Source organism: Noviherbaspirillum saxi (genome assembly GCF_003591035.1).
Classification (GTDB): domain Bacteria; phylum Pseudomonadota; class Gammaproteobacteria; order Burkholderiales; family Burkholderiaceae_D; genus Noviherbaspirillum; species Noviherbaspirillum saxi.
Map to the genome: position 1 here is coordinate 716,083 of NZ_QYUO01000003.1, position 25,045 is coordinate 741,127.

Annotated in this window: 22 protein-coding genes; 14 read left to right on the plus strand and 8 right to left on the minus strand. The window is 56.6% G+C overall.

Translation table 11 applies throughout. From position 1 onward, the window contains the following. Positions 1–2 precede the first annotated feature (2 nt). The 8 genes from D3871_RS26385 (at position 3) to D3871_RS26420 (ending at position 8,068) form a co-directional block, all read left to right on the plus strand. Positions 3–428 carry a hypothetical protein gene (locus tag D3871_RS26385; RefSeq protein WP_119772055.1) on the plus strand — a complete coding sequence of 142 codons (426 nt, stop codon included), beginning with the start codon at positions 3–5 and terminating at the stop codon, positions 426–428. A gap of 14 nt (positions 429–442) precedes the next feature. Continuing rightward, a complete protein-coding gene (locus D3871_RS26390) occupies positions 443–1,144 on the plus strand; it encodes a hypothetical protein (protein ID WP_119772056.1) in 702 nt (233 codons plus the stop codon). Between the two features lie 18 nt (positions 1,145–1,162). After that, the gene (locus D3871_RS26395; protein WP_119772057.1) at positions 1,163–2,272 is read left to right on the plus strand and encodes a FliM/FliN family flagellar motor switch protein; all 1,110 of its coding nucleotides are present in this window, start codon (positions 1,163–1,165) and stop codon (positions 2,270–2,272) included. Next, the gene (gene sctR / locus D3871_RS26400) at positions 2,269–2,916 is read left to right on the plus strand and encodes a type III secretion system export apparatus subunit SctR (protein WP_119772058.1); all 648 of its coding nucleotides are present in this window, start codon (positions 2,269–2,271) and stop codon (positions 2,914–2,916) included. The genes D3871_RS26395 and sctR overlap by 4 nt, the downstream gene beginning before the upstream one ends. Before the next feature lie 16 nt (positions 2,917–2,932). Beyond that, positions 2,933–3,730: a type III secretion system export apparatus subunit SctT gene (gene sctT, locus D3871_RS26405; RefSeq protein ID WP_158598075.1), complete on the plus strand. Its 798-nt coding sequence runs from the start codon at positions 2,933–2,935 to the stop codon at positions 3,728–3,730. 2 nt (positions 3,731–3,732) lie between these two features. Next, a complete protein-coding gene (locus D3871_RS26410; RefSeq protein ID WP_119772060.1) occupies positions 3,733–4,869 on the plus strand; it encodes an EscU/YscU/HrcU family type III secretion system export apparatus switch protein in 1,137 nt (378 codons plus the stop codon). Between the two features lie 92 nt (positions 4,870–4,961). Further along, positions 4,962–5,453: a CesT family type III secretion system chaperone gene (locus tag D3871_RS26415; protein ID WP_119772061.1), complete on the plus strand. Its 492-nt coding sequence runs from the start codon at positions 4,962–4,964 to the stop codon at positions 5,451–5,453. 35 nt (positions 5,454–5,488) lie between these two features. Further along, complete coding sequence (locus D3871_RS26420) at positions 5,489–8,068, plus strand: hypothetical protein (protein ID WP_119772062.1); 2,580 nt, start codon at positions 5,489–5,491, stop codon at positions 8,066–8,068. A 118-nt stretch (positions 8,069–8,186) separates the two neighbouring features. Here D3871_RS26420 and D3871_RS26425 read toward each other — a convergent pair whose 3' ends face one another. After that, the gene (locus D3871_RS26425) at positions 8,187–8,948 is read right to left on the minus strand and encodes an SDR family oxidoreductase (RefSeq protein WP_119772063.1); all 762 of its coding nucleotides are present in this window, start codon (positions 8,946–8,948) and stop codon (positions 8,187–8,189) included. 350 nt (positions 8,949–9,298) lie between these two features. Here D3871_RS26425 and garD point away from each other — a divergent pair, with 350 nt between their 5' ends. Further along, positions 9,299–10,870: a galactarate dehydratase gene (gene garD, locus D3871_RS26435; RefSeq protein WP_119772064.1), complete on the plus strand. Its 1,572-nt coding sequence runs from the start codon at positions 9,299–9,301 to the stop codon at positions 10,868–10,870. Positions 10,871–11,238: 368 nt separating this feature from the next. Here the strand turns inward: garD and D3871_RS26440 are convergent, their stop codons facing one another. Then, positions 11,239–12,279, minus strand: a complete 1,041-nt coding sequence (locus D3871_RS26440; protein ID WP_119772065.1) for a porin — start codon at positions 12,277–12,279, stop codon at positions 11,239–11,241. Between the two features lie 824 nt (positions 12,280–13,103). Between D3871_RS26440 and D3871_RS26445 the strand changes: the two genes are divergently transcribed. Continuing rightward, a complete protein-coding gene (locus D3871_RS26445; protein ID WP_119772066.1) occupies positions 13,104–14,132 on the plus strand; it encodes a Gfo/Idh/MocA family protein in 1,029 nt (342 codons plus the stop codon). A gap of 177 nt (positions 14,133–14,309) precedes the next feature. Beyond that, positions 14,310–15,878, plus strand: a complete 1,569-nt coding sequence (locus tag D3871_RS26450; protein ID WP_233575829.1) for a methyl-accepting chemotaxis protein — start codon at positions 14,310–14,312, stop codon at positions 15,876–15,878. Between the two features lie 91 nt (positions 15,879–15,969). Here D3871_RS26450 and bluB read toward each other — a convergent pair whose 3' ends face one another. Further along, complete coding sequence (bluB, locus tag D3871_RS26455) at positions 15,970–16,662, minus strand: 5,6-dimethylbenzimidazole synthase (protein WP_119772067.1); 693 nt, start codon at positions 16,660–16,662, stop codon at positions 15,970–15,972. A gap of 651 nt (positions 16,663–17,313) precedes the next feature. On the opposite strand from bluB, the gene D3871_RS26460 reads away from it, so the two are divergent. Then, entirely contained in the window at positions 17,314–18,297 is a 984-nt protein-coding gene (locus tag D3871_RS26460) for a TRAP transporter substrate-binding protein (protein WP_119772068.1), read from the plus strand. 167 nt (positions 18,298–18,464) lie between these two features. Here the strand turns inward: D3871_RS26460 and D3871_RS26465 are convergent, their stop codons facing one another. Next, a complete protein-coding gene (locus D3871_RS26465) occupies positions 18,465–19,169 on the minus strand; it encodes a FadR/GntR family transcriptional regulator (RefSeq protein ID WP_119772815.1) in 705 nt (234 codons plus the stop codon). A gap of 41 nt (positions 19,170–19,210) precedes the next feature. Next, a complete protein-coding gene (locus tag D3871_RS30030) occupies positions 19,211–19,474 on the minus strand; it encodes a hypothetical protein (RefSeq protein WP_147376917.1) in 264 nt (87 codons plus the stop codon). Positions 19,475–19,697: 223 nt separating this feature from the next. Between D3871_RS30030 and D3871_RS26470 the strand changes: the two genes are divergently transcribed. Then, positions 19,698–20,153: a nuclear transport factor 2 family protein gene (locus D3871_RS26470; RefSeq protein ID WP_119772069.1), complete on the plus strand. Its 456-nt coding sequence runs from the start codon at positions 19,698–19,700 to the stop codon at positions 20,151–20,153. A gap of 83 nt (positions 20,154–20,236) precedes the next feature. Here the strand turns inward: D3871_RS26470 and D3871_RS26475 are convergent, their stop codons facing one another. From D3871_RS26475 to kdgD, 3 genes are read right to left on the minus strand one after another with little or no spacing between them, the layout of a single operon-like run. Beyond that, positions 20,237–21,142 (minus strand): aldose 1-epimerase, encoded by a 906-nt coding sequence (locus D3871_RS26475; RefSeq protein ID WP_119772070.1) that lies wholly within the window; start codon positions 21,140–21,142, stop codon positions 20,237–20,239. Between the two features lie 14 nt (positions 21,143–21,156). Next, positions 21,157–22,590: an aldehyde dehydrogenase family protein gene (locus D3871_RS26480; RefSeq protein ID WP_119772071.1), complete on the minus strand. Its 1,434-nt coding sequence runs from the start codon at positions 22,588–22,590 to the stop codon at positions 21,157–21,159. Positions 22,591–22,628: 38 nt separating this feature from the next. After that, positions 22,629–23,540, minus strand: coding sequence for a 5-dehydro-4-deoxyglucarate dehydratase (gene kdgD / locus D3871_RS26485; RefSeq protein ID WP_119772072.1), 912 nt, complete (start codon positions 23,538–23,540; stop codon positions 22,629–22,631). A gap of 710 nt (positions 23,541–24,250) precedes the next feature. Here kdgD and D3871_RS26490 point away from each other — a divergent pair. Further along, the gene (locus D3871_RS26490) at positions 24,251–25,042 is read left to right on the plus strand and encodes an NAD-dependent epimerase/dehydratase family protein (RefSeq protein ID WP_233575830.1); all 792 of its coding nucleotides are present in this window, start codon (positions 24,251–24,253) and stop codon (positions 25,040–25,042) included. The last annotated feature ends 3 nt before the right edge of the window (positions 25,043–25,045 follow it).

The window sequence follows — 25,045 nt, forward strand, 5'->3', positions numbered from 1 at the left end:
GCATGGCAAGCACCAAACAAACCAAGGTATTAAAGAAAATCGAGATGCTGCGCGACCGCCGGCTGCAGCTGGCCGACCTGGAAGTCAGCCGGGCCAACGCCGCGGTGGAACAAGCAAACCGCAAGGTGTCGGCGGCGGACCAGATGCTGAACCGTACCGACGAGTTCTGCCGCAACGAGCATCGCCGACTCAACGATGAACTGGCAAGCGGAGCGGCGACCGGCAAGGATGGCCTGTTCGCATGGAGAAATGCACATGAAAAGCTGCAGGAGCGCCTGAAAACCGCGAAGGATCGCCTGGCCAATGCCAAGGTGGAATTGCAGTCCGAGCAGAGCAGGCTCGAACAGATAAAGGCAAAGCGCCGTACCGACGCGCTTGCCGTGGAGCGCCTGAAAGTATTGCAGGCGCCGGTACAACGCGGTAACTGACAAAGGAAGAGTCGATGAGCGATGCTGGAACTGTCGCCGCGCCCGATATCGGCAACAACCCGAATGTGCGCGAAGCGGATGCCGACGGCAAGCCGGGTATGGGGCCGAGGCCAGGGTCGAATCCAAGCCAGAGCCCCGGGCTTGACCCTGGTTCAAACCCGATGCCGGGCCCGGACAAGGATGCCGGGCCCGGGGAGCAACAAGCCGTCACACCGCCAAAGCTGAACGTTGTGGCGCCAGACGCGCCCCATTCATTCATATTGGCGCACGCGGGCGGCGACAGCGGCATCCTCGATGCAAACAGGTATTCGCTGTCGCTGGATCCCTTGCCGCTGGCAAATACCGGCGAGCATGGGTTGCCCTTCGAGCTTGCCACCGTCGCGGAATGGCGAATGCTGGTCGGAAATGGCGTGTCGTCGGGCGGGCTCGATACCTTTGCCGGCCAGTATGCGGTCGTCGGATCGGGTACCGATAGCACGCTGTCCGGATTGGCCGGCGCGATTGTCGAAAATGCCGGCGTGAGCGGCCCGTTCACCATCGACATGCCGCGCCTGGGCATCATCGATGGCTATGTGCAGCTTGAGCCGCACTACGCCAATGTCTGGCTGTCGCCGCGCAATACCGCTACCCGCATGGCCTTGCAGCGCGCCCGTGGCGACGTGGAACGGGAAGCGAGCCGGCATGCCGGCTTCGATATTCAACTGACGATCGTGTAAGCGATCGGCGACGCCATCATGCACATGCCCGAGGAAAATCATCAAACCAGTCGCAGCAAGCTATCGGTGCGCCGCCTCATGCTGCGCTCGGTCGCTGGCGGCAGCGCGCGTTTGTCCAATATCGTCGGCGCGGGGAAGTCGGCCTGGATCACGATCGATGACATGCCGGTGCAGGTGCGCATCCTGCCGGGCGCGCATGCCCTGAGTGAAGCGGGGAGCAGGATGCGCATGGAGAGCGTGCATGGTCCGCTCACTGTCGCGCCTGGCGATGCCCTGGTCCGCCTTTTGACCGGAATCGATATTCCTTCAGCGCCAGAGTCGGCGCAGTTGGATCGATGGATCGCCTCAGTCGCGGTGTCCGGCCTGCCGGCCGAATGGCAGGACCTGTTCGGCATGCGTGCAGTGCTGCCGGCGGAGTGCGCGCAGGACGAGGAGACGCTGACACTGCAGCTATTGCCGGAACAGGGAAACTGGTCATTCACCGCACATCTGTGCGGGACCTTCCAGACACTGTGTGCGCTGGCTCAGGCGGAGGGCTGGACCGATATCCTGGCCGATCACCTGCTTGCCACGGACGATCTGACAGTGTCCAGACCGATCGTGATCGGCTCGACCGCAGTGCGGCTGGATCGTCTCTCGGCGCTGACACGGGGCGACCTGGTATTGCTCGACAAGGCTCGCTTCCGGCCCGATGGCGAAGGCTGGATCACTTTCGGCGATGACCTTGCCATGCACGCGAGTTTGCTCGACAGCGGAACGGATCTGCAACTTCAATTCAATGGATGGAGCACCACGATGGAAGATAGGGAAGACATCGACGACATGGACGACCTCGACGAAATGAACGAGATGGACGACAGCGATCCGGACGAAGAGCGCGAGCCCGAAGATAACGCCACCACCGCCCTGGACGATTTGACGGTCATGCTGACCTTCGAAATCGGTACGGTGGAGCGCACGGTCGCGGAACTGAAAGCACTGACCGCCGGCAAAGTCATCCAACTACCTGCGGCATTGCCGCCCACGGTCGTGGTTCGCTGTCGCAACAAGGAAATTGCGCGCGGTGAACTGGTCGAAGTCGAGGGCCGCCTGGCGGTCCAGATCACGGAAACGGGGCGCGTGCCATGATGGGCGCCGATCCCATCGGGATCGCCTTATTTCTGGCAGCGTTGTCGCTGTTGCCGCTATTGCTGATCGTCTCGACCAGCTTTCTGAAGACCGTCATCGTGCTGTTGATCGTGCGCAATGCCTTGGGCGTGCAGCAGGTACCGCCGAGCATGGCTTTGTATGCGATTGCGATGGCGATGACAGCCTTTGTCATGGCGCCGACGTTTCATACGATCGCGCAAGGCGTCGATAAATCGCGCGCGCACGGAGGCGCGCAAGCATCCATCGTCGAGACGGTCGGCAAAGTGGCCGAACCGCTGCGCGGTTTCATGCTCAAGCATGCCAGCGAAGAGCAGCGCGAACTGTTTCTCGACAAGGCCCGCAGCCTGTGGCCGGAACAGCAAGCCCGGCAGGCCACCTCACGCGACTTCGTGATCCTGATCCCGTCGTTCGTGATCTCCGAGATGCAGGCCGGCTTCTATATGGGCTTCCTGATCTTTATCCCGTTTCTGGTGATCGATCTGATCGTGTCCAACCTGTTGCTGGCGCTAGGCATGCAGATGGTATCGCCGACGACAGTGTCGCTGCCGCTCAAGCTATTTTTGTTCGTCATCGTCGATGGGTGGAGCAAGCTATTGCACGCCATCCTCAATACTTACCTGTGACGGAAAGGGAGCCTGCATGATCGGCGTCGCGCATATCGGTGAAATACGCGATGGCTTGCTGGCCGTCGCGCTGGCGCTGCCGCGCATGCTGGTCTGCATGCTGCTGATCCCGGTCTTTTCCTCCAGTACCTTGAACCGGACGCTGCGCATCGCGGTCGCCATCGGCTTCACCTTGCCGGTCTCATTCGGCATCGCCCATTCCTCGCTCAGCGTTGCCGGCCCGGTCATGATCGTCGCGCTGATCCTGAAGGAAGCCTTCGTTGGCCTGGTGCTCGGGACCGCGTTGGCCGCGCCGTTCTGGGCAATGGACTCGGTCGGCGCATTCATCGATATCCAGCGCGGCGCCAACACCGGTCAGCAGCTGACCCCGTTTTCGCAGCAGGATGCGTCCTTGATCGGCAGTGCCCTGCAGCAGGCGCTGATCGCGTTTCTCGCCGTGACCGGGGGATTGTCCGCGCTGTATCAGCTGCTGCTGGGCAGTTATGCGGCGTGGCCGGTGCTGGTATTGATCCCGGACTTCAGCGGTCTGTCCATCGAACGCATGATCGATGGCTTTGCGGAACTGTGCCGTCTGTCCTTCCTGTATGCGGTGCCGATTCTGGCGGTGCTGATCCTGGTCGATTTCTGCTTTGCGCTGGTCGGCCTGTTCGCCACTCAGTTGCAGGTTTACTTCGCCGCGATGCCGGTCAAAAGCATCGTCGGCATTTTCGTCTTACTGCTTTATGTCGGCATTTTGCTGGAACATGGGCATCAGTACTTCAGCAGGATGATCGAGTCCCAGTCGACCTTGTTCGAAAACATAGTAAGACGCTAGCCATGGCAGAAAAAACCAAAAAACCGACCGCGAAGAAACTGCGCGATGCCGCCGAAAAAGGGCAGGTGGTGCACAGCCCCGTGGTGGTCCGCTTTGTCGCCAGCATCGCCTTGCTCGAACTGATCTTTGCCACCCGCAATCAATGGCGACCAGCGCTGGAAACGCTGACCCAGCGTCCGTTTGACGTGCTTGGCACCGCGTCGACTGCCACGCCCGGCATGCTGGGCGAAATCCTGATGCCGGTGCTTGCCATCGCCGCCCTCATTAGCGTGGTTGCGGCCGCCTTCGCTGCAACGCTTGGCGTTGCCGCCAACATCATGCAGACCGGATTCGTGTTTTCGCCAAAGGCACTTCCCAGATATGAAGGCTTGAACGCGGTACAGAACCTGATGCAGATGTTTCAGATGGACCGGCTCCTCGAGTTGTTGCTCAATATGCTGAAAGTGACTTTCATCGGCGGCGCGGCCGGGTTCGCCGTTTATGCCTCGCTAGATACGCTGCTGCATCTGGCCGACCATACGCTGGACGTCGCCTTCGACCGCCTGCTGGATGTGGTTGTCTATATCGAGCGCTCCTCCATGGCGGCGATCGTGGTGCTTGTCGCACTGGACTGGATGTTGAAGCGTAAGACTTTCATGAAGCAAATGATGATGTCGACGGAAGACATCAAGCGCGAGCACAAGGATCAGGACGGCGACCCGCACACCAAGCAGCACCGCAAAAAGATCAGCAAGGAAATCACGCTCGGCGACAATGCCTCGAATACGCGCAAGGCGGATGTCATTGTCACCAACCCCACTCACTTTGCCGTGGCGATCGGTTTTCAGCACATCGGCTTGCCCTTGCCCTATGTGCTGGCGCGCGGCAAAGACGAGCAGGCGCTGGCGATGATAAAAATTGCCGAGAAAGACGGCATCCCGCGCGTGCGCTATGTCTGGCTGGCGCGCACCCTCTACAGCGTAGGACGCGAAGGCAAGCCGGTGCCGCGCGTTACGTTGCGCGCGGTGGCGGCCGTTTATCGCGCGCTGTACCAGTTGATGGAGCAGAAAGCGTCACAGGATGAAGCGATTGAACTCGGCACCGATCCGGAAGATCCGGAACCGCATCCGCCGAGCGCGCCCGCGTCCACGAATGAATAAATATTTTTCCGCAGGCTACGAACCGGCAGTTCGTAAAAGCAACTTAATGCGCGAACGGCAAGCGCGTTGACGCGATTCATACGAAGGAAACCATGACCCAGCATTACATCTCCCTTTTGCAGGAAATCTCCCGGATTCATGGCGGTTCCGATTTGGAAGAAATGACGCACGGCGCACAGCTCGTCATCCACGGCGTCACGGTGACGCTGATTCCGGGAGAAGGCGCGGACAGTCTTTTGCTGTTCTGCGACTTCGGCCGACCGCCGCGACAGTCCCGTGCCGAGGTGCTGCAACGGATACTGGAGACCAATCTCTTCATGTTTTCTCCGGAAAGTCCGTTTTTTTCCATGGATAACGAGACCGGGCATCTGCTATTGATGGAGCGCATGCGTGCTTCCACGGTGACGGCGGAAGTCCTGCTGGAAAAGCTGGAGCGCTATGCGCAGCACGCGCTCCGGTGGGGCGCCGGCTTCATTCTGTTCGATATCGATGCGAATCCCGAATCGTCCAGGGGATTTTCCGAATTGAATTCGCTGGTCGACAGCATGGCGGCGATGGCGGGGGGGAAGAAGCACTTGATGTGACGGCGCTTCCGCGTCGGGTGGCGATGGAAAAGATAATGACCATGGCGCTTTGCAGCGCGGATTTTTCATGGTTCAACTTAAACTCAAAAATTACAATCATGCAGATTTCAGAAAACCAAAATCCGGCAATATTGCAAACCGAAGAAAGAAACAATACCAGTACTAATGCCGTGATTCGTTATGCGGGCGATGGATTTGTGTTACCACGCCGTACTTCGTCGCTCGTTTGCTTGGCGCAGGTCTCACAGGAGATGACGCAGAGTGTTCGGATAACTCATGTGCCGGAACGGGGCACGATGATTCACCGCCCTGATGGACCGAATCGGGCTTACTCGCAGCCGGTCGTCATGCATGCCAGTTCCCAAGGTATCAGCCGCAAACGCTCTGCGTCGTATCTTTCAAGTTTCGCGTCGTCGGCAATGCCAAACTGGAGAAAGACGGTTGTCAATGGCCCGCACGACATCATGGTGAAAGAATCAGCCGCCGAGCTTAAGAAAAGTGTGTCCGTTCAATCGGAACATATTTCCATTTTTATCCATGCGATGCGCGAAGCAAAGAATTATTCGGATGCAAGCACTGCGCATATCAGCGCATGTAGGGAAATTTGTCCGGATGACGCGGAGGCTCGCAAGCGCATAGTAAAAGCCATATCCAACAGGGTGACATCCGATTTCAACAGGCAGTTCGCTCCTCTTCCCACACCTATTGCGACCGCATTTAATGCGGTCCTCAGTGCGTTGATGGGAAGCGCACCACAATTCGAGGAGTATAGAAAATGGTGCGGCCCGGCCATTCGATGGGTTGAAATCAAAAGAAAGGCGATTCCAAATCACGCGTATGCGCGCGCGACTGATGAACTCGATGCGCATGACTTCGACGCATTGTTTCAATGTCTTCAGAAAAAATTAATTGCGGCACGCAATGTGGAAGTTATATGTACGGAGTTGATTCCAAACATATTGAAGTCGGACAAGAATCGACTCGACGCAATTGTTGAAAGAAGGCTCGCTGTATATCTGGCAAAGCGACTTCACACCGAAGTTAATTTGAGGCCAAAGAGGCTGGCTCTGGCGCTAGGTAAGGAACGAACGCTGGAGCGAGCGCAGGAGTTGGCTAAGGAGTTGGCTGAGCAATTAACCACCGGGCTAGATCAGGAGATCACTGATGCGCTTAATGAAGAGCTCAATGGGGAGATGGCTGCGGCACTGGCCGAGGAGTTACCTAATGAACTGACTGATGGGCTAGCTGAGGAACTGGTTAAGGAATTAAATGATGAGCTAGCCTTATTTGACAGCAAGATGAGCGAAGATATTACTCCGTCTACTCCGTCGCTTTTCGACCAGTTGATGTATCGGATAAAAAATATTAAAAAAAATCCAACGCACACACTGATCACAACGGCAATCAAGAACGATCTGAAGACAATGCAGCACCATCTGCGTAAAGAGAATTCGCCCTATGAAGCATCTGAAGACAAGCAGTGTCAGGCGTTTGACCGGGCCTGTGATTGGGTAACCGAAACTGCATCGAAAATGCCGCATACCTACCTCGCAGACTTCGGCTATGCAAATGCAATAGAACAATTAAGTGTGCTCGGTATAACCCCGGAACTTCGGCGGATAGAACTTGATGACTCGTCGGATCCCTTGTATATAGCGTTTGCATTGCTAAATGCTACGCCCGTAACCGTCTGGGACTCTGAGTATGCGGGCATTGCCATGCAACTTTTGCAAATAGAAGATCAAATGCCCGTTGAAATTTCAGGTGCCGAGCAGGATAAATTACTGTTCACGCGTAAAAATGATCATGTCATTCCCATTCTGAGTTTTATCGAACACATTAGTCAATTAAAAGAAATCGATAAAGATACGGTCAGCGATCTCATTCGGAAAATACTCGACAAATCATCAGCCAAGACCTATGCGCCCGGGTGCCTGAACGAGCAGGGTAGGATTGTCTACCAGGAGTGGGAAGATCAGTATTCGGCATCGCTTTGGCATAAACTACAGCATGCAGGTGTGCTGATTCGCCGAGACGATTTCGACAGAAGAAAAGAGATCGGTTTGTTTGAAATAAATAGTGATTTCCTTCAGTTTGCAGAGTCCGTTTATGACAAGCCCGTGGAAAAGCGCAAGCAATTCCTGGATCAATATGCGATTCATAGTGCTGTACTAGCGGTAGCCATCAAAGCGGAAGATGCGGTCACCTCAAAGGACGCTTTTCGCCTCACCACTGTCAAAGAAGCCGCGCCAGCCTCGGCAATTGAAGGCCAGATGGCGGTAGCGTCGAATATTCCCGCTGTTGGAAAAACCTTCCATGGAATGGAAGCAGCTACCAAGCCTAAGTTCGTTGCGAGTGTCGGAATATCTGACATCGTCAAGGCTGAGAAGTGGCTGAACAAATATCTTGAGGGACTTGGGAAAGAGTTGCAATTTTCCGAACAACGAGACAAGCAGCAAAAAGGCGAAGCCAATTTGCTCAAAGAGAATGCGGATTTGCCGATGATGCCATTACCGGACTTTGATCTCAACGCATTGACAGAAGAAAGCCCTGCGGCAAAAGAATTATTGGAAACTGCCTTGGGCATTGTGCACGGTGCGGATACACGGCTGTAAACGAATGCGCTAAGCGATTTATTCCGTAATCGCTCATGCATTGAAGACAGGAGAAAATATCATCGCTTGTGGGCCGCCCGCTACCGACAGTCCCGCGCACGGCCGTGCGAAGCAATTCCTACCCGCGACCCACGAACGGCATCTTGGTCGCCATCACAGTCATGAACTGCACATTCGCTTCCAGCGGCAGGTTGGCCATATACAGCACGGCATCGGCGACATGTTGCAGATCCATGGTCGGCTCCGGTTCGATGGTGCCGTTTGCCTGCGGTACACCGTTCTTCATGCGTTCGGTGCGTTCGGTCAGCACATTGCCGATATCGATCTGTCCGCAGGCGATATCGTATTTGCGTCCATCCAGTGAAGTGGACTTGGTCAGTCCGGTGACCGCGTGCTTGGTCGAGGTGTACGCGACCGAGTTCGGCCGCGGCGCATGCGCGGAAATGGAGCCATTGTTGATGATGCGTCCGCCGCGCGGCTGCTGTTCCTTCATGATGCGAAACGCCGCCTGGGTGCAAAGAAAGGCGCCGGTGAGATTGACGTCCACCGCGTTCTTCCAGGCTTCGTACGGCAGATCTTCCAGCAGCGCATGCGTTGAAAATGCGCCCGCGTTATTGAACAGTACGTCGAGGCGTCCATGGACTTCCCTGACCCTGGCAAACAAGGCGTTGACCGACGCGGGGTCGCTGACATCGGCGGGCACCACGAGCGGGGCGGTGGGGGCATCCCGGATCTGGCCGGCGACGGCTTGCAAGACATCCTGCCTTCGGCCGGTCAGTACCACGGCATAAGGCACCGCGCAGGAATAACTTGCACAATTCTGCTGGCCGTAGCGGGCTCGGCGCCCCCGGCGCGCTACGGCGTTGCTCGTCGTCGCCATAGCTCGCTATGACTCCTCCTCCCGCCTTGCAGCGCATCCCGCCACGCCCGCCAAATTGCACAAGTTATTCCTGCGCGGCGCCTAACCGTTTCGCGCAAGCGTGGTGGCAACGCTTTTCCCGATGCCGGAACCTGCTCCGGTGACTACCGCGACCTTGTATGTGAGCACTATCTTTTCTCCGGTTGTTGAAATGGATTGTTATTTGGCTAACGGTAATGCCGGGTCGGCAGGCCGTTTCTTGCGACAGAATAAATTGTAAGGCAACCGCTCTGCATGTAAGATGTCATTATTGCGCAGATATCGAAGACCCGTATTTTTTCGCTTGCAGCGGCGGCTTAAAGGAAACGTGAATGGAACTGAAACAAACCGGCATTACCGCGGCATCCCAAGCGCCACGGTATATTTTGATGCATCAAAATGACAACGTGGCGATTGTCGCCAATGATGGCGGACTGCCCGCCGGAACGGTTTTTCCGTGTGGATTAAGTCTGCGCGAGCGCGTTCCGCAAGGGCACAAGATCGCCTTGAAGGATTTGAAGGAAGGCGCCCCGATCCTGCGCTATGACGTCGTGATCGGCTATGCGGTACGCGATATCGCGCAGGGCAGCTGGATCGAAGAATCGCTCGTGCGCATGCCGCCGGCACGTGAACTGGAAGATTTGCCGATTGCGACCCGCGTACCCGCCAAGGCCGAACCGCTGGAAGCTTATACCTTCATGGGCTATCGCAATGCCGATGGCAGCGTGGGCACCCGCAATATTCTTGCGATCAGCACTACCGTGCAGTGCGTATCCGGCGTTGTCGACTATGCGGTAAAGCGGGTCAAGGAGCAACTGCTGCACAAGTATCCGAATGTCGACGATGTGATCGGGATCGAGCATAGCTATGGCTGCGGCGTCGCGATCGAGGCGCCCGGCGCTGAAATACCGATTCGCACGCTGCGCAATATTGCGACCAATCCCAATTTCGGCGGCGAGCCGGTGGTGGTCAGTCTCGGCTGTGAAAAATTGCAGCCGGCCCGGCTCTTTCCTGCCGGCGCGATCCCGATTCAGGATACCGAATCGAATCTTGTCGTCTTGCAGGATGCCCAGCACGTCGGCTTTGAATCGATGATTCAATCGATCGTGAAGACTGCGGAAAGGCAGCTCGAAAAACTGAATCGCCGCCAGCGCGTCGAGTGTCCGGCCTCCGAGCTGGTGGTCGGCGTGCAATGCGGCGGCAGCGACGCGTTTTCCGGGGTGACGGCCAATCCTGCGGTTGGCTTTGCGACCGACTTGCTGGTGCGCGCCGGTGCGACGGTGATGTTTTCCGAGGTGACCGAAGTGCGCGACGGCATTGACCAGTTGACCTCGCGCGCGGTGAATGCCGAAGTCGCCCAGGCGATGATCCGCGAGATGGAGTGGTACGACAATTACCTGAAGAAGGGCGGGGTAGACCGCAGCGCCAACACGACGCCCGGCAACAAGAAAGGCGGCCTGTCCAATATCGTGGAAAAGGCGATGGGGTCGATCGTCAAATCCGGTTCCAGCCCGATTTCCGGCGTGCTGGCCCCTGGCGAGAAGGCAAGGCAGAAAGGTTTGCTGTACGCGGCGACTCCTGCCAGCGACTTTATCTGCGGCACGCTGCAGGTGGCGTCCGGCATCAATATGCATGTTTTCACGACCGGGCGCGGCACGCCTTACGGCCTGGCTTCCGTACCGGTGATCAAGGTCGCGACGCGCGACGATCTTGCACGACGCTGGCATGACTTGATGGATGTGAACGCAGGCCGCATCGCCAGCGGCGGCGCCACGATTGAAGACATCGGCTGGGAACTCTTCCATCTGATGCTCGATGTCGCCAGCGGTCGCAAGAAGACTTGGGCAGAACACTGGAAGCTGCATAACTCTCTGGCACTGTTCAACCCGGCGCCGGTGACCTGATGCATTGACGAAGTAGGACGGCAAAACTGTCGTCAGTTCAGGCAGGCTCCATTTCGCCATCTTTGCTTGTCGCAACGACCCAGCCATCGTCGCTTTCGTTTCTGATGGCACACGCTGACCATCCGTCGTTTCGGGCGTTGCACCGCGTCCGGGGCCAGACACGGTGCTACATTTCTACATTGATATGTGTGGCATTGCCTACGTGTCACGCAAGGCCTTGCCGCGATGCCAGAAGCCATAGTTGCGTCACTAAAAAAGAAAACCGTTCCAGCGCGAATGCTGGAACGGTTTCAGTGCGTCACTCAACAGGTCGAGTGACGGGCTACGTCGGGCAGGTTCTCTACCCGGCTAGTCGTGTGTGGTCCAAATCAGAATGTGTGGCGAACGCCGATTGCCAAACCTTTGTTGCCGGTGCCGCCTTCGATCGAGCTGCCAACGGTGTAAGTACGCGATACCGGGCCCTTGCCGCTCATCTTGCCGAACGAGGTGTACAGGGTGGTGCGCTTGGACAGTGCGTGCATGTAGCCGATGCCGTAGAAGTTTGCATCGTTGGTGGCGAGATCGTCGTTGCGGCGCACGTAGTTCGCCAGGAAGCGGCCCGCACCAACCGGCACGGTAACGCCGATCATTGCATCGTCGAACTCGGCGGTTGTTGTCACGCCGCGGTCAGCTTCGGTACGGCCGTAGGCAGCGTGCAGGGTTGCAACGCCGAAGTTGTAAGTGGCGCCGAGGACCAGATTTTGGTCGGAGCCCGCCAGCACTGCCGGTGTCACGCCAGCTGCGGTCGGACGGGTGTTGGTGTCTTGATATGCCAGGCGAACATTGATGGGGCCGGCAGCGTAGCTGACGGAACCGCCGAGGTAGCGGCCGGCGGAGTTGTTGCCTGCGACTTCGCCGAAGCCGTAGCCGAGGTCAGCCTGGAAACCACCGAATTTTGGCGTGGTGTACAGAATACCGTTGTCGAAACGGCTGACATAGCCGCGTGCAAACAGGTTCACGGTCTTGGCGGTCAGGCCGTTGCCGAACGGGTCGATGGCGCCGAGCGTGACGTCGATCGGTGTGTATTGACGGCCGAGCTTGACGCTGCCGAAGCCGCCTTGCAGGCCGACGAAAGCCTGACGGCCGAACAACAGACCGCCTTGGCCCATGACGCCGGTGTCTGCCTGAAAACCGCTTTCGATGGTGAAGAGAGCGGACAGACCGCCGCCGAGGTCTTCCGTGCCTCGGAAGCCGACGCGGGAGCCGTTGGCAATGCCGCTAGTGAGCTTGTTGACGGAACCAACTGCGGGAGAGCCGGATTCACGGACATAGCCGAGGTCCATCAAACCGTAGACGGTCACATTGGTTTGAGCGGCTGCAGAGCCGGAAATTGCGCCCAGTACGGCAAGCGCGAGCAAGGTCTTTTTCATTATGGTTTCTCCTAAAGGTGCTTCATTCAAGTTTTTATCAGCGGCGAGCCGCTGGTCCTGCCAAACTTCCAGGCCCCTCGACGGGAAGCGAGATGTTTTGCCGCTTCACGCATCCAGGTTTCCCTCTCTTCATAGGCCATTCAATGCCGATGATCTTCCTGCGGCCTTGATGCAAGCCGCCGCGCATTCTTTTCGTCTGCCTGATTTTTAGGCAAAGGAAGTTCCTGACAAGCCTGAGACAGGCTTGTACGCTGGTGTGTCTGTTGTGTTTTGGCGCCTGCTTTCGCGTCGATCCATCGGTCATCGCGGGTCTGACCGGCTGCAGCTTTTGCGGCGACGCCTCTTCTACGCTCCACGAAAAATCTTCAGGCTTTTAACTTGCTCTCGATGTCACACATCATACAAATCATTTTTTTAAAATACAACGAAAAGTTTTATTGATGTGTTGTTTAAAGGAAGTTGGCTACTGTTTTTATAGGCTGAAACTTATCGGTGCTTGCCAGGAAAATCACCTTTTAGGGCTTCATTTTTATTGAAAAATGGCGATTTTCCTAACACTTACCCTACGATTTTTCATCGATTTGCACTATAACGCGCTCGCATCGATGTCGATAACCCGTTCTAGTTAGCGGGGAGCATTGATAGCGACAGACATCCTCTGAGGTTCGCGCTTGGGTGCGCCGATGAATGCGCAACAAGTCATTGACAAGTAAGGCGAAAATTCCTTACCCTCCCATCGGACATCATACAATTAATCAAGTGTGGCGCAGAAAACGTTTAACTGCTATAGAACAACCGACATACTGGAAAGCGGGGTTATCAGAATGAGCAAACTTCGTATAGGCGTGATTGGTGCCGGTATGGCATTCGCGCCGCATGCAAAAAGTTTGCAGGAGTCAGGTGCGGAACTGGAAGTCGTAACGGTGGTTGCCCGTTCCGAGGCGAGCAGGAACAAGGTGCGCGAGCAGTATGGTTTTGCCGTATCGGATTCTCCGGACGCGGTATGGAACGACAGATCGATCGACGCCGTCATGATCCTGACGCCGCCGAACACGCATCATGACCTGGTCTGCGCGGCAGCGCAGGCCGGCAAGCACATACTGCTGGAAAAACCGCTCGATGTATCGCTGAGCAAGGCGCGCGCGCTGGTCGAAGTCTGCGAGCGCAATAATGTCTTGCTGGGTGCCGTCTTTCAGCACCGCTTCAGGGAATCGAGCGTGCGGCTGCGGGATGTTTTTGCGCAAGGCGAACTGGGCGATATTGTTTCGATCTCGATTCAGGTTCCGTGGTGGCGCCCGCAAAGTTATTACGATGTGCCGGGACGCGGCACGCTGGAGCGTGATGGCGGCGGCGTGCTGCTCACGCAAGCGATTCATACGATCGACCTGGCGCTCAGTTTTGCGGGCACAGTGGAAAGCGTGTTTGCCTATGCGGCCACAAGCGCTGTACATCGCATGGAAACGGAAGATCTGGTCGCGGCCTCGCTCAGGTTCAAGAATGGCGCTATTGGCACGCTGCATGCCAGCACCGCTTGTTATCCCGGTTACGCGGAACAGATACGCATTGCCGGAACAAAAGGATCGGCGACGCTGGAGGGCGATGCGCTCGCGATCAATCTGTTCGACGGCAGACAAATCCTTTGCGGTTCGCCATCGGTCCAAGGCGGCGGGGCCGATCCGATGGCGTTTTCGCATCAGAGCCATTGCGCGCTGCTTCGCGCCTTCGTCCAAGCGGTACGGTCGCAATCCGCGCCGGTCCCGAGCGGACGCGACGCCTTGCGTGTCCACGTGCTGATTGAAGCGATGCTTCGCTCCGCGCGTGAAGCCAGGCCGGTGATGCTGGCCGATTGCTAAACCAATATTTGAAAATGCGCGCAGAACGCATTCTGACAAAACCACGGACTGCCTTGGATAGCGGTGCCGCGGGTAGACGACAGGTCTGAAAACGGGAGAGAGACAATGCATGCAGTTCAAAAATCGAGGGTATTTGCCCGGCTTCGTCAATCCATTCGGCTGGAATGGTTCAGAAACATGAGGATATTTCCCAAGTTGCTGTCTTCTTTTCTGGTGGTGCTTGCATTGACGGTGTTGCTCAGCCTGTTTGCGATAACGCAGCTAAAAAAGGTCAATCACACTACGCTGGATCTGGAATCGCGCTGGCTTCCAGCCATCCAGAATCTGCTTGAAATCAAGGCAGGGATGGCCCAGCTGCGTGCCGAAGAGCTTGAGCACATACTCGCGGCCGACGACGTCAAGATGCGCACCCATGAAAAGCGCATGAGCGAATTGACGCAACGGCTGGCGACCGTGCGGGGCCAGTATGAGCAACTGGCCATTACCGCAAAAGAGCGGGAGACCTATGCCGAAGTCGTCAAGCTGTGGGAAGAGTACAAGACGGAGCATGACAATGTCGTTTCACTGTCGGCGGAAAACAAAAAGAATGAAGCAATCATCTTCAATCGCGGTTCGCTGACGCGCCTGTATGGCGAAATGCGCGACGAAATCGACAAACTGGTCCAGACCACCCGAGAGGGTAGCGTGGCGGCGAGCCAGGCCGGTAACGAGGTATATCAGGAGTCGCAGGTGTGGGTGTCTTCCATGCTGAGCGGAACGGTCCTGCTCGGCCTGGTCTTTGCGTTTGCCATCGCACGCCAGGTATCGAGACCGCTGCAGCAAGCTGTCACGATTGCGCGCCGTGTTGCCGACGGCGATTTGCGTGCCGAGATTTCACCCGCGTCAATGGATGAAACCGGCCAACTGATGATCGCGCTACGCGACATGAACGGCAGTCTGAAAAAGATTGTCGATGCAGTGCGCACCAGCAGTGACGCCATTGCCGAAACCTCGGCAGAGATCGCCATGGGGAACGGCGATCTGTCATCCCGTACCGAGCAGCAGGCCAGTTCGCTGGAAGAGACTGCGGCATCAATGGAAGAACTCACGGCGACCGTCAGGCAAAACGCGGAGAATGCGAGCCAGGCAAACCAGTTGGCCGCCACTGCATCCGATATCGCTGGCCAAGGCGGCGAAGTGGTATCTCGCGTAGTAGAGACGATGGGCGCAATCAACGGTTCCGCGAAAAAGATAGTCGACATCATCGGCGTCATCGACGGGATTGCGTTTCAAACCAATATCCTTGCATTGAACGCCGCCGTCGAAGCGGCAAGGGCGGGAGAACAGGGGCGCGGTTTTGCCGTCGTGGCGGCCGAAGTGCGCAGCCTGGCGCAGCGTTCCGCTGGCGCCGCTCGCGAAATCAAGACCTTGATTGACGATTCCGTGGAAAAAGTCGCAACCGGATCCCGCCTTGTTGACCAGGCCGGTGCCACGATAGCCGAGGTCGTCGCCAGCGTGCAGCGCGTCGGCACCATCGTGGCGGAAATCAGCGTGGCGAGCCAGGAACAGAATGAAGGAATCCAGCAGATCGGGCGTGCAATTGCTGAAATGGATCAAACGACGCAGCAGAATGCCGGCCTGGTCGAAGAAGCGAGCGCCGCTGCAAACGCGCTGCAGGATGAAACCAGGCGCATGGCGAATCTGGTCAGTGTGTTCAAGCTAAGCGATCAGGACGCTGCCGATATACGGCCATTGCACACAACTTAACGGCTCCGGCCGCATCGTTAACGCTTGCCGTTTGAACGCTCCGGGACTTCGTCACCGTTGATGTCGGAAATGCTCTAATGAACAGTATCGTTCATGGTTCGCCGGGAGGAACGGCGCCGAAAACGGAGGATTCCGTACAGGGGTTGTCCCAGGAGTTGTCGAACAGAACAGTTTCGACGCGTCGGCGTTGATCCCATTTTTCGATTTCCAGCATGGGCATAGGATAAAACTCCTCCACATGACCAACGCAAAGAATGGCAATAGGTTTGCTGCCATCTGGCATTTTGCATATTTGCTGTAAGACACCAGGATCGAACATCGATACCCAGCCTACACCGATACCCTCGGCTCTCGCGGCCAACCAGAAATTTTGAATAGCACAGGATGCTGATGCCAAATCCATTTCTGGCATCGTCCGTCTTCCGAAAACATAAGCCTCGCGCTTTTCCATGAGGCCGACGACCAAAAGTTCCCCGCATGAAAGGATGCCTTCTACCTTCAGCCGCATAAAGTCGTCGGAACGTTTGCCTAACGCCTCTGCAGTAAGCAGCCGCTCTTCATTCACATGGCGATGAATAGCCTGCCGTAAGTCAGGATTGGTAATGCGGATGAATTTCCATGGCTGCATATAGCCGACACTTGGTGCGAGGTGGGCGGCATTGACGAAACGCCCAAGCTGCTCCGGTTCGATGGGCAAAGGCAGAAAGTGACGCATATCACGTCGTTCCTGAATCGCCCGATAGACAGCCTGAATTTCTTGTTGCGAGAATCTGTGTTTTTGCATGTTTTGCTGCCAACGTTTATCTACTCGTTATGAACGCATTAATGCAGAAAAATGACAATACCTATGATGATTTCTACTGAGAAATGTAGGAAAACGGTTGTTATTCTGGTCAATCTTCACATGATGGCAAAAATGAGGACGGCTGCTTATACCAGTCCCGACCCATAACGTGACATGACAGCGCGTCTTTTTCCGGGGGCGCCGAGCCGGGGGCGCCGAGCCGCCTGCCAGCGCTGTACCCGTTCACATTAGCCCGCTAGCTATTGATTCTTCTTGCGTCTTGCCAGTCGAAACAATCCATTGATTTCATTTGTAACTTTATGAGACAGGATTGGTATTACGCCCGGCACGCGGCGTCTCCATCGTCGCGTATCAATATCACACATCATACAAATAAGTGGTAAATGCAAGGCATACTCAAGAGGAGGTTAATTGATAATTTGCCTATTTTCTCTATAAATCGCCAAATAAATTAAAAGTTTAACGTTTACCGAAGGGAAAAGCGCGATGACACAACGGGAAAAACTTTTCTTTACATCAGACATCTTACATATATAATGACGTCACACCATGCAGTTGGATGGCGAGCACTGACACACAGTACGACCGGCTGGGACATTAACAATTAACACCATTAACGGAGACGAGTACATGAAATCGAAACAAGGATTGTTCGCAAAGCCGCTTTTGGCTGCACTTATCGCTGGTATTTCCCTGATCGGCCATGCGAAGGATTTCCGTTCGTCGGATGTGCATCCGACCGATTATCCGACGGTGCAGGCCGTCACGCAGATGGGCAAGGTGCTCAATGAGCAGACCAAGGGCCGGCTCGGTGTGAAAGTGTTCGCCAACAGCGCGATGGGTTCGGAAAAGGATACGGTCGAGCAAGTCAAGATCGGCGCACTGGACATGGTGCGCATCAATAGCGCGGTGCTGCATGCGATTTCGCCGGCGATGATGGTGCCGTCGCTGCCGTTCCTGTTCCGTTCCACGCAGCATATGCGCGACACCCTCGACGGCCCGATCGGCGACCAGATCCTGGCCTCGCTGGAAAAGGAAGGCTTCGTCGGTCTGGCCTTCTATGACAGCGGCTCGCGCTCGTTCTACACGACCAAGAAGCCGATCAATACCGTGGCCGACATGAAAGGCATGAAGATCCGGGTGCAGCAATCGGAGATGTGGGTAGCGATCATGCAGGCGCTGGGTGCGAATGCGACGCCGATGCCGTATGCGGAAGTCTATACGGCCTTGAAGACTGGCCTGGTCGACGGCGCGGAAAACAACTGGCCGTCGTTCGAATCGTCGCGTCACTATGAAGCGGCCAAGTATTACAGCCGCACCGAGCATTCGATGGCGCCGGAAGTGCTGGTCTTTTCGAAGAAGGTATGGGATGGCTTGTCGAAGGAAGACCAGCAGATGATCCGCAAGGCGGCCAAGGAATCGGTACCGCACATGCGCAAGCTGTGGGACGAGCGTGAAGCCAAGGCGCGCCAGGTAGTGACGGGCGGCGGTGCACAGATCAATGACGTGGACAAGGCGGGCTTTGCGGCGGCGATGAAGCCGGTGTACGACCGTTTCGTGACCGACCCTGCACTGAAGGACCTCGTCGTCCGCATTCAGAACGGCGCCAAGTAATCGGCTTTGCAGGCGATGCGCACTCGTATGTCAATGAGCTTCATGCACGTATTTGGCAAAATCGTCCAATAAAGAATTTTTAGGTCAGATGTCTCCCCCCCAAGGGTTAAGGCCATGCCGGTGAGGGCATGGCCTTTTTTTATGAGGACAGGGAAATCCGGAGCCGGTCAGGCTGAGTACTCTTTAAGCTTCCCGATTGGCTGTTGACCTGAGGTTTCCCCAAAGAAGATGCGATTCAAGGCTTGCGTGATATGTGCATGCATCGCATTGCGTGCACCGACTGCATCCTGGCGGATAATCGCATCGATAACTGCCCGATGCTCTTGTTGCGCAATCATCTGGCGAGCAACACTCCGGTCGCGGGATAAATTGCGCGAAAGGCTCATGCTGAAACGCGTCTGGTCCTTGATGGAAAGAAGCACCGAGTAAAACAGATGGTTCTTGGAGGCCGCGGCAATCGCAAGGTGAAACGCAAAATCCTCATCCGTGCCGAGCGTTCCGCGCTTGATCGCATCGTCCAGGGCCCCGTAGGCAGCTTCTATCTGTTCGATGTCATTGTCGTCCCGCATCATCGCCGCCAGTTCTGCTGCGCCGCTTTCGATACCTAACCGAAACTCGTAGCATCTCTGGATATCGGAAAGGCTATCCAAGTCGGTGAATTTCAAGATAGGCTGGTTGGGAGGACGTCCGACATAGCTGCCGGATCCTTGACGGGAAAGGATCAATCCACCGGCTCTCAAACGCGCCAGCGCTTCGCGTACGGTCGGCCTTGATACCTTGAATTTTTCGCTCAAGGATTCTTCGCTGGGCAGACGTTCACCTTCCTTCAACTCCCCATCGACGATGGACTTGAAGATGGATCCGAACATCATGTCGGCCAGATTTTCGCGCTTCTTAATCAGATACTCCGCTTTCAGGTTCGGCCCACGCCGTGCCAAAGTGCACGACAGAAAGAACGCCGCCGATCCCAAGTATCTTTCAGTGAATGATGTCCAGGACGGGCGGGTTGCTGTTTTCGCAGTATACCCGGTTCGAGATTCTTGGCGTAAACCTGCCCCCGCCCTCTCGCCGGATTGCCGATCGCGGCGTTGCTGGAAAGTGGTGCCTTCGCGAGCAGCACCAGGCGCATTACGGCAATGGCGGAAAATGTCACGAGGGCAGGGAATTCGTTCAGCATATCGACTGCTTCAAGCCAAAATGGCGGATCGGATCGCGCACGAATAGAATGGTGGACGAAGGCATGCGCCTCACATGTTCATGCGAGGCAATTTGTGGAAAGGAATGTTTTATAGTTCCGGTTTGCGTCGGCAAGGATTGACCTTCCACAACCGCCTTCGTCAACCTTGATCTATGTTGATGCTAGGCGAGGCAAAGGGGACCAACGATCTCACAAGGAGGTCATGATGAACAGCCAGGAAAGCAAGCAGCTAGCAATGCTCGGATATCAGAAATTCCAGAGCGGCGATATACAAGGCTTACTCGATCTGTATACCGAAGACATTGAATGGGTCGGCCTTGAGACAGAGAACATTCCATTCTCGGGAACGTATCGCGGCAAGGCGGGCGTCGCCGAATTCTTCCGGGTACTGGACGAGGCTCAGCAGGTAATCCGTTTCGAGCCGCAAGACTTTATTGCGGACGGCGATAAAGTAGCAGTGACCGGCCAGGCAACATGGCTGGTGCGCTCGACCGGTCAAACCTACGAAAGCCCCTGGGTGCATATTTTTACGATGCAGGACGGCAAAGTGAAGCGCTTCCATCACTTCAATGACACCGCTGCTGCAACGGCCGCATATGTTCCGAGCGGTGTCGCCGCCACTCAGCAACCGGATACAGGTACCTCGGCACTGCACTAAGCGTTTTCATGAACGCCGGTTGGGATGTGTATAGTCAACGGCGATAAGATAATTATCGCCGTTGCGGCGGTCGAGGCGTTCTGTCAGCTACGTCCGACAGTAATTTCCATGACCGCGCTCATGCTCTCGGAAGGCTTGAGAACCCGAATGCCGGTATTGGCACAACCCTGCGCCATCAGATTCGCGCCATTATTGACGTGGGATACCGGTTCCACCGCGATGAACTGCCGCCCATCCGAAGGGCGAAACACCACCAGCGATGAGAGCGTGTCGCAGCCAGTGATTGATACGGCCCGTCCGGCTGCAGGATGCTCCAGAAGTGCCGTGCCGCTCCAGCCGGAAAAACAGTTGTCGACGCCCAATCCGCTGACCGCGCGTCCGCTGCCAAAACTCCAGCCACCTATGGCCGGCATCGACGCATGCGGCAACATATCCTGATCGTTCAGAAAGATTTTGTCTGCCTCAAAACTGATGCGCGAATCCGGCTCGATGCGGAAGAAAGGATGCCAGCCTGCACCGGCGGGGAAGGGATGCGGGCCGGTATTCTCTATCGATATGGAAAGGCGAAATGTCGATCCGTCCAGCGTCAGCGATTGTCTTGCCAGATAAGGAAAAGGCCAGTGGCCATCGCCGATGCAATGTGCATAGGACAGCGTCAGCGTGTCGGGTCCGAGGTGCTCGACTTCCCATTTGACCATCCACGCGTTGCCATGAAAACTATGGGGAGCGCCTTCACGGTTGCTGTCGAGCTGGTAAATCGTGTCTTCGAAGCGCAGCTGCCTGTATCCCATGCGATTCGAGTATGGCACCATGGGAAAGCAGCCGAACTTCATGGTTTCGCCATTGGCGATTTCCTGATGCGAGGTTTCGCGCAGGATCTGGAAGCCAGTTTTCGGCTCGAACAGGCGAGCGATCGCTGCGCCGTGATCCGGACTAATCCATGCCTCCAGATCGCTGTTGCGCAGCTTGACGAGCTTGCCTGTCTCCATGGCCTGGCGTTGGTTCAACCGACGTAGGAAGTCTTGACGGTGGTATAGAACTCGCGCGCTGCCTTGCCCTGCTCGCGCGGGCCGTAGCTCGAACCCTTGCGTCCGCCGAATGGCACATGGTAATCCACTCCCGCGGTAGGCAGGTTAACCATCACCATGCCGGCTTGTGAATTCCTCTTGAAGTGGTCGGCATGCTTGAGCGAGGTCGTCGCGATGCCCGCGCTCAGGCCGAACGGCGTGTCGTTGGCCACCGCAATCGCTTCGTCATAGTCCTTCACGCGCATCACGCTAGCAACCGGGCCGAAGATTTCTTCGCGGTTGATGCGCATTTCGGCGGTGGTTTCGGTAAACAACGCCGGCTGCAGATAAAAGCCTTCCGTATCGCGCTGCAGGCGATCGCCGCCAAATACCAGATTCGCGCCTTCCTCCTTGCCGATCTCGATGTATCGGAGATCCTGGTCAAGCTGCTGCTGGTCGACGACCGGGCCGATATCCGTGCCTGCCTTGAGCGCATGATCGATGCGCAGGGTTTCCATGCGCTCGCGCAGGGCAGAGACGAAGCGGTCATGGATACCATCGGTGACGATCAGGCGGCTCGACGCAGTGCAACGTTGGCCGGTCTGGAAAAACGCGCTTTGCAATGCAACATTGACCGCGACATTCAGGTCCGCATCGTCCAGGATGACTTGCGGATTCTTGCCGCCCATTTCCATCTGCAGCTTTGCCAGGCGTCCGACGGCCTGGCTGGCAATCCGCTTCCCGGTAGCGACCGAACCGGTGAAGGTGATCGCATCGACGTGCGGCGATTCGATCAGCGCCGGGCCGATCTCTGACCCCTTGCCGATGACCAGATTGAAGGTGCCGGCGGGCAGCCCGGCGCGCGAAATGATTTCGGCGAGCGCCCATGCACTGCCTGGAACGAGTTCGGCCGGCTTGAGTACAACCGCGTTGCCGAAAGCAAGAGCAGGGGCGATTTTCCATGCGGGGATTGCAATCGGAAAATTCCATGGCGTGATGATCGACACTACGCCCACCGGTTCGCGCGTGACTTCGACCCTGACGTTCGGCCGCACCGAATCGATCAGCTCACCTCCCGCGTGCAAGACTTCGCCCGCAAAGAAACGGAAGATATACGCGGCACGCGCCACCTCGCCCATGCCGTCGGCGAGCGTCTTGCCTTCTTCGCGGGCAAGCAGGGTGCCCAGTTCTTCGCGCCGGTCCAAAAGTTCGCGGCTGATGAAGTCCAGCGCATCGGACTTCTCTTGTACGCTGGTTCTTGCCCAGGCGCCGCTTGCCTGTTTGGCTGCCGCAACCGCGTCGAATGCCTGCGCGGTGCTGGCTTGCGCATACTCTCCGATAACGTCGGAAGTGTCCGACGGATTGATATTCTGCTGGGTGCGCGCACCCGGCACCCATTCTCCGGCGATGAAGTTATTGAACGGTTTCATGTTTCCTTCCGAGGTATTAGAGAGTACAGGCGTCGCGCTTACTGCGGTCCGAGGGGAGCGATCAGTTGGCGCAGGGTCTCGTATTCCTGTTCGTTGCAGGATGACAGCGGTGCGCGAACTTCTCCACCGCCATGGCCGACGATTTCCACGCCTGCCTTGATCAGGCTGACTGCATAGCCCGGCGTCTTGTTGCGCAACTCGATGAACGGCAGGAAGAAGGTGTCCAGCAAGTGGTCCACCACAGCATGATTGTCTTCGCGGATGGCGCGATAAAAATCCATGGCGGTCTTGGGAATGAAGTTGAATACCGCGGATGAGTAGGTCGTCACACCCATGGCCAGATAGGGGCGTGCAAACAATTCAGCCGTCGGCAGGCCGCCCAGGTAGACGAAACGGTCGCCAAGCTTTTGGCGAACGCCGACCATCAGATCGATGTCGCCGAAGCCATCCTTGAAGCCGACGAGGTTAGGGCAGGCGTCCGCCAGACGCACCAGGGTAGCCGGCTGCAGGCGGCAAGGTGCGCGGTTATAGACGATGACGCCGATCTTCACTGAGTCGCAGATTGCTTTGACGTGCTGATAGAGGCCTTCCTGGCTTGCTTCGGTCAGATAGTGCGGCAATACGAGAAGACCGTCCGCGCCCAAGCGTTCCGCTTCCTGCGCATACTGGATCGCGGTGCGTGTTCCAAAACCGGTGCCGGCGATCAGGGGTACGCGACCCTTGATGCGATCGACCGCAGTCTTGATCACTTGAGGATATTCCTGTTGAGTCAAGGAAAAGAATTCGCCGGTGCCGCCTGCGACGAACAAGGCAGACGCGTTGTATGGCGCAAGCCATTCCAGTCTGTCGGCATAGCTTGGCGCGTTGAAATTGCCGGCCTTGTCGAAATCGGTAACCGGAAAGGAAAGAAGTCCGCCGCCGACAGCGGCTTTTAATTCAGCTGGATGCATATTCGTGTTGTCTTTCAAAAGTTAATGGACGCGTGGGTCTTAAAGCGACCGCATAGGCAAGGAAATGCCGGGTTGCGGAGCTCCTCGGACGAGCAAACTGCAGAAACGTCACACATCATACAACTGAACTAAAAACAAAACAACTAGGTAAATCGCTTTAATGCCGCGTATTCAACGGGGCTTGAATTTGTTCCAGTCCATCTGGTTGAAGGGGTGTGCTCCGGGTGCTGATTGAATGACGCAGGCACGCGGCGGTGCGTCAATCAGGGTAATTGACGGCTTGTGTCAGTAAGCCATGGTGCCTGGAAAATCTGAGGCTGATGAGGCGTTCTTTTGTGTGGCATTTTTAGCCCGCCCCTCTCGTGGCGCTAGTTTTGGTGAAGTGCAAAAAAACGGGTGGCTGACGCATGAGCGGCTTGATCCGCTTGCTGCAACCAGGCGCCGCAGCGCAAGGCAGTGCGTGATTGGCACCAAGCAATACTCCTGTGGCGGCGAAATCCCGCCTTTGCCTGTCGCGCAATCGCAGCGAGAAATGGCCCCTCCCGGAAAATGATTAAAAAACTTTTATAGCGCGCTTGACACCCTGCGTAGCAGTCCGGTAACCTGCGTGGTCATACATCTTACATTTAAATTTTGCTTACCGGGTATGAGCATCAGTCGCATAAATGCCTTCCTGGCAAAGCCAATGCCTAGACAAGGGTGCAACAATAATGAATAGACTCCTCATCACCGGAGCCGCCGGCGGGCTTGGAAAAGTATTGCGTGAACGGCTGGCGCCGTTTGCCACCACCTTGCGCCTGTCGGACCTCACAGGCCTCGGTTCCGCCGCGCCAAATGAAGAATTGTTCCCATGCGACCTGGGAGATGCGGCAGCGGTGCATGAAATGCTCGGCGGCGTCGATGCAGTCGTTCACCTTGGGGGGATTTCGGTAGAAGCGGCGTTTGCCCCCATCCTGAATGCCAACATCACCGGCGTGTTCAATCTGTACGAAGCCGCCCGCAAACGCGGCGTCAAGCGCATCGTGTTTGCCAGTTCCAATCATGTAATCGGCTTTTACAAGCAAACGGAAAAGCTCGATGCCGAGGCTCCCATGCGTCCCGACAGCCTGTACGGCATCAGCAAAGGTTTCGGTGAAATCCTGTCGCGCTTCTATTTTGACCGCTACGGCATTGAAACCGTCTGCGTGCGCATCGGTTCCTCTTTTTCCGAGCCTGCGGACCGCAGGATGATGTCGACTTTTCTCAGCTACGACGACCTTACCGAATTGATGCGCTGCGCGCTCCAGACGCCGAATGTCGGACACACCATTGTCTATGGCGCATCGGACAACCGCGATGCCTGGTGGGATAACAGCAAGGCGGCGCACCTCGGCTTCCATCCGAAAGACAGTTCCGAACCTTTCCGCGCAAAGGTCGAGGCCCAGCCGCCGGCATCGCCGGACGATCCGATGATGGTGTATCAGGGTGGCCGCTTTGTTACCCACGGCCCGTTCGACCAGTAATCC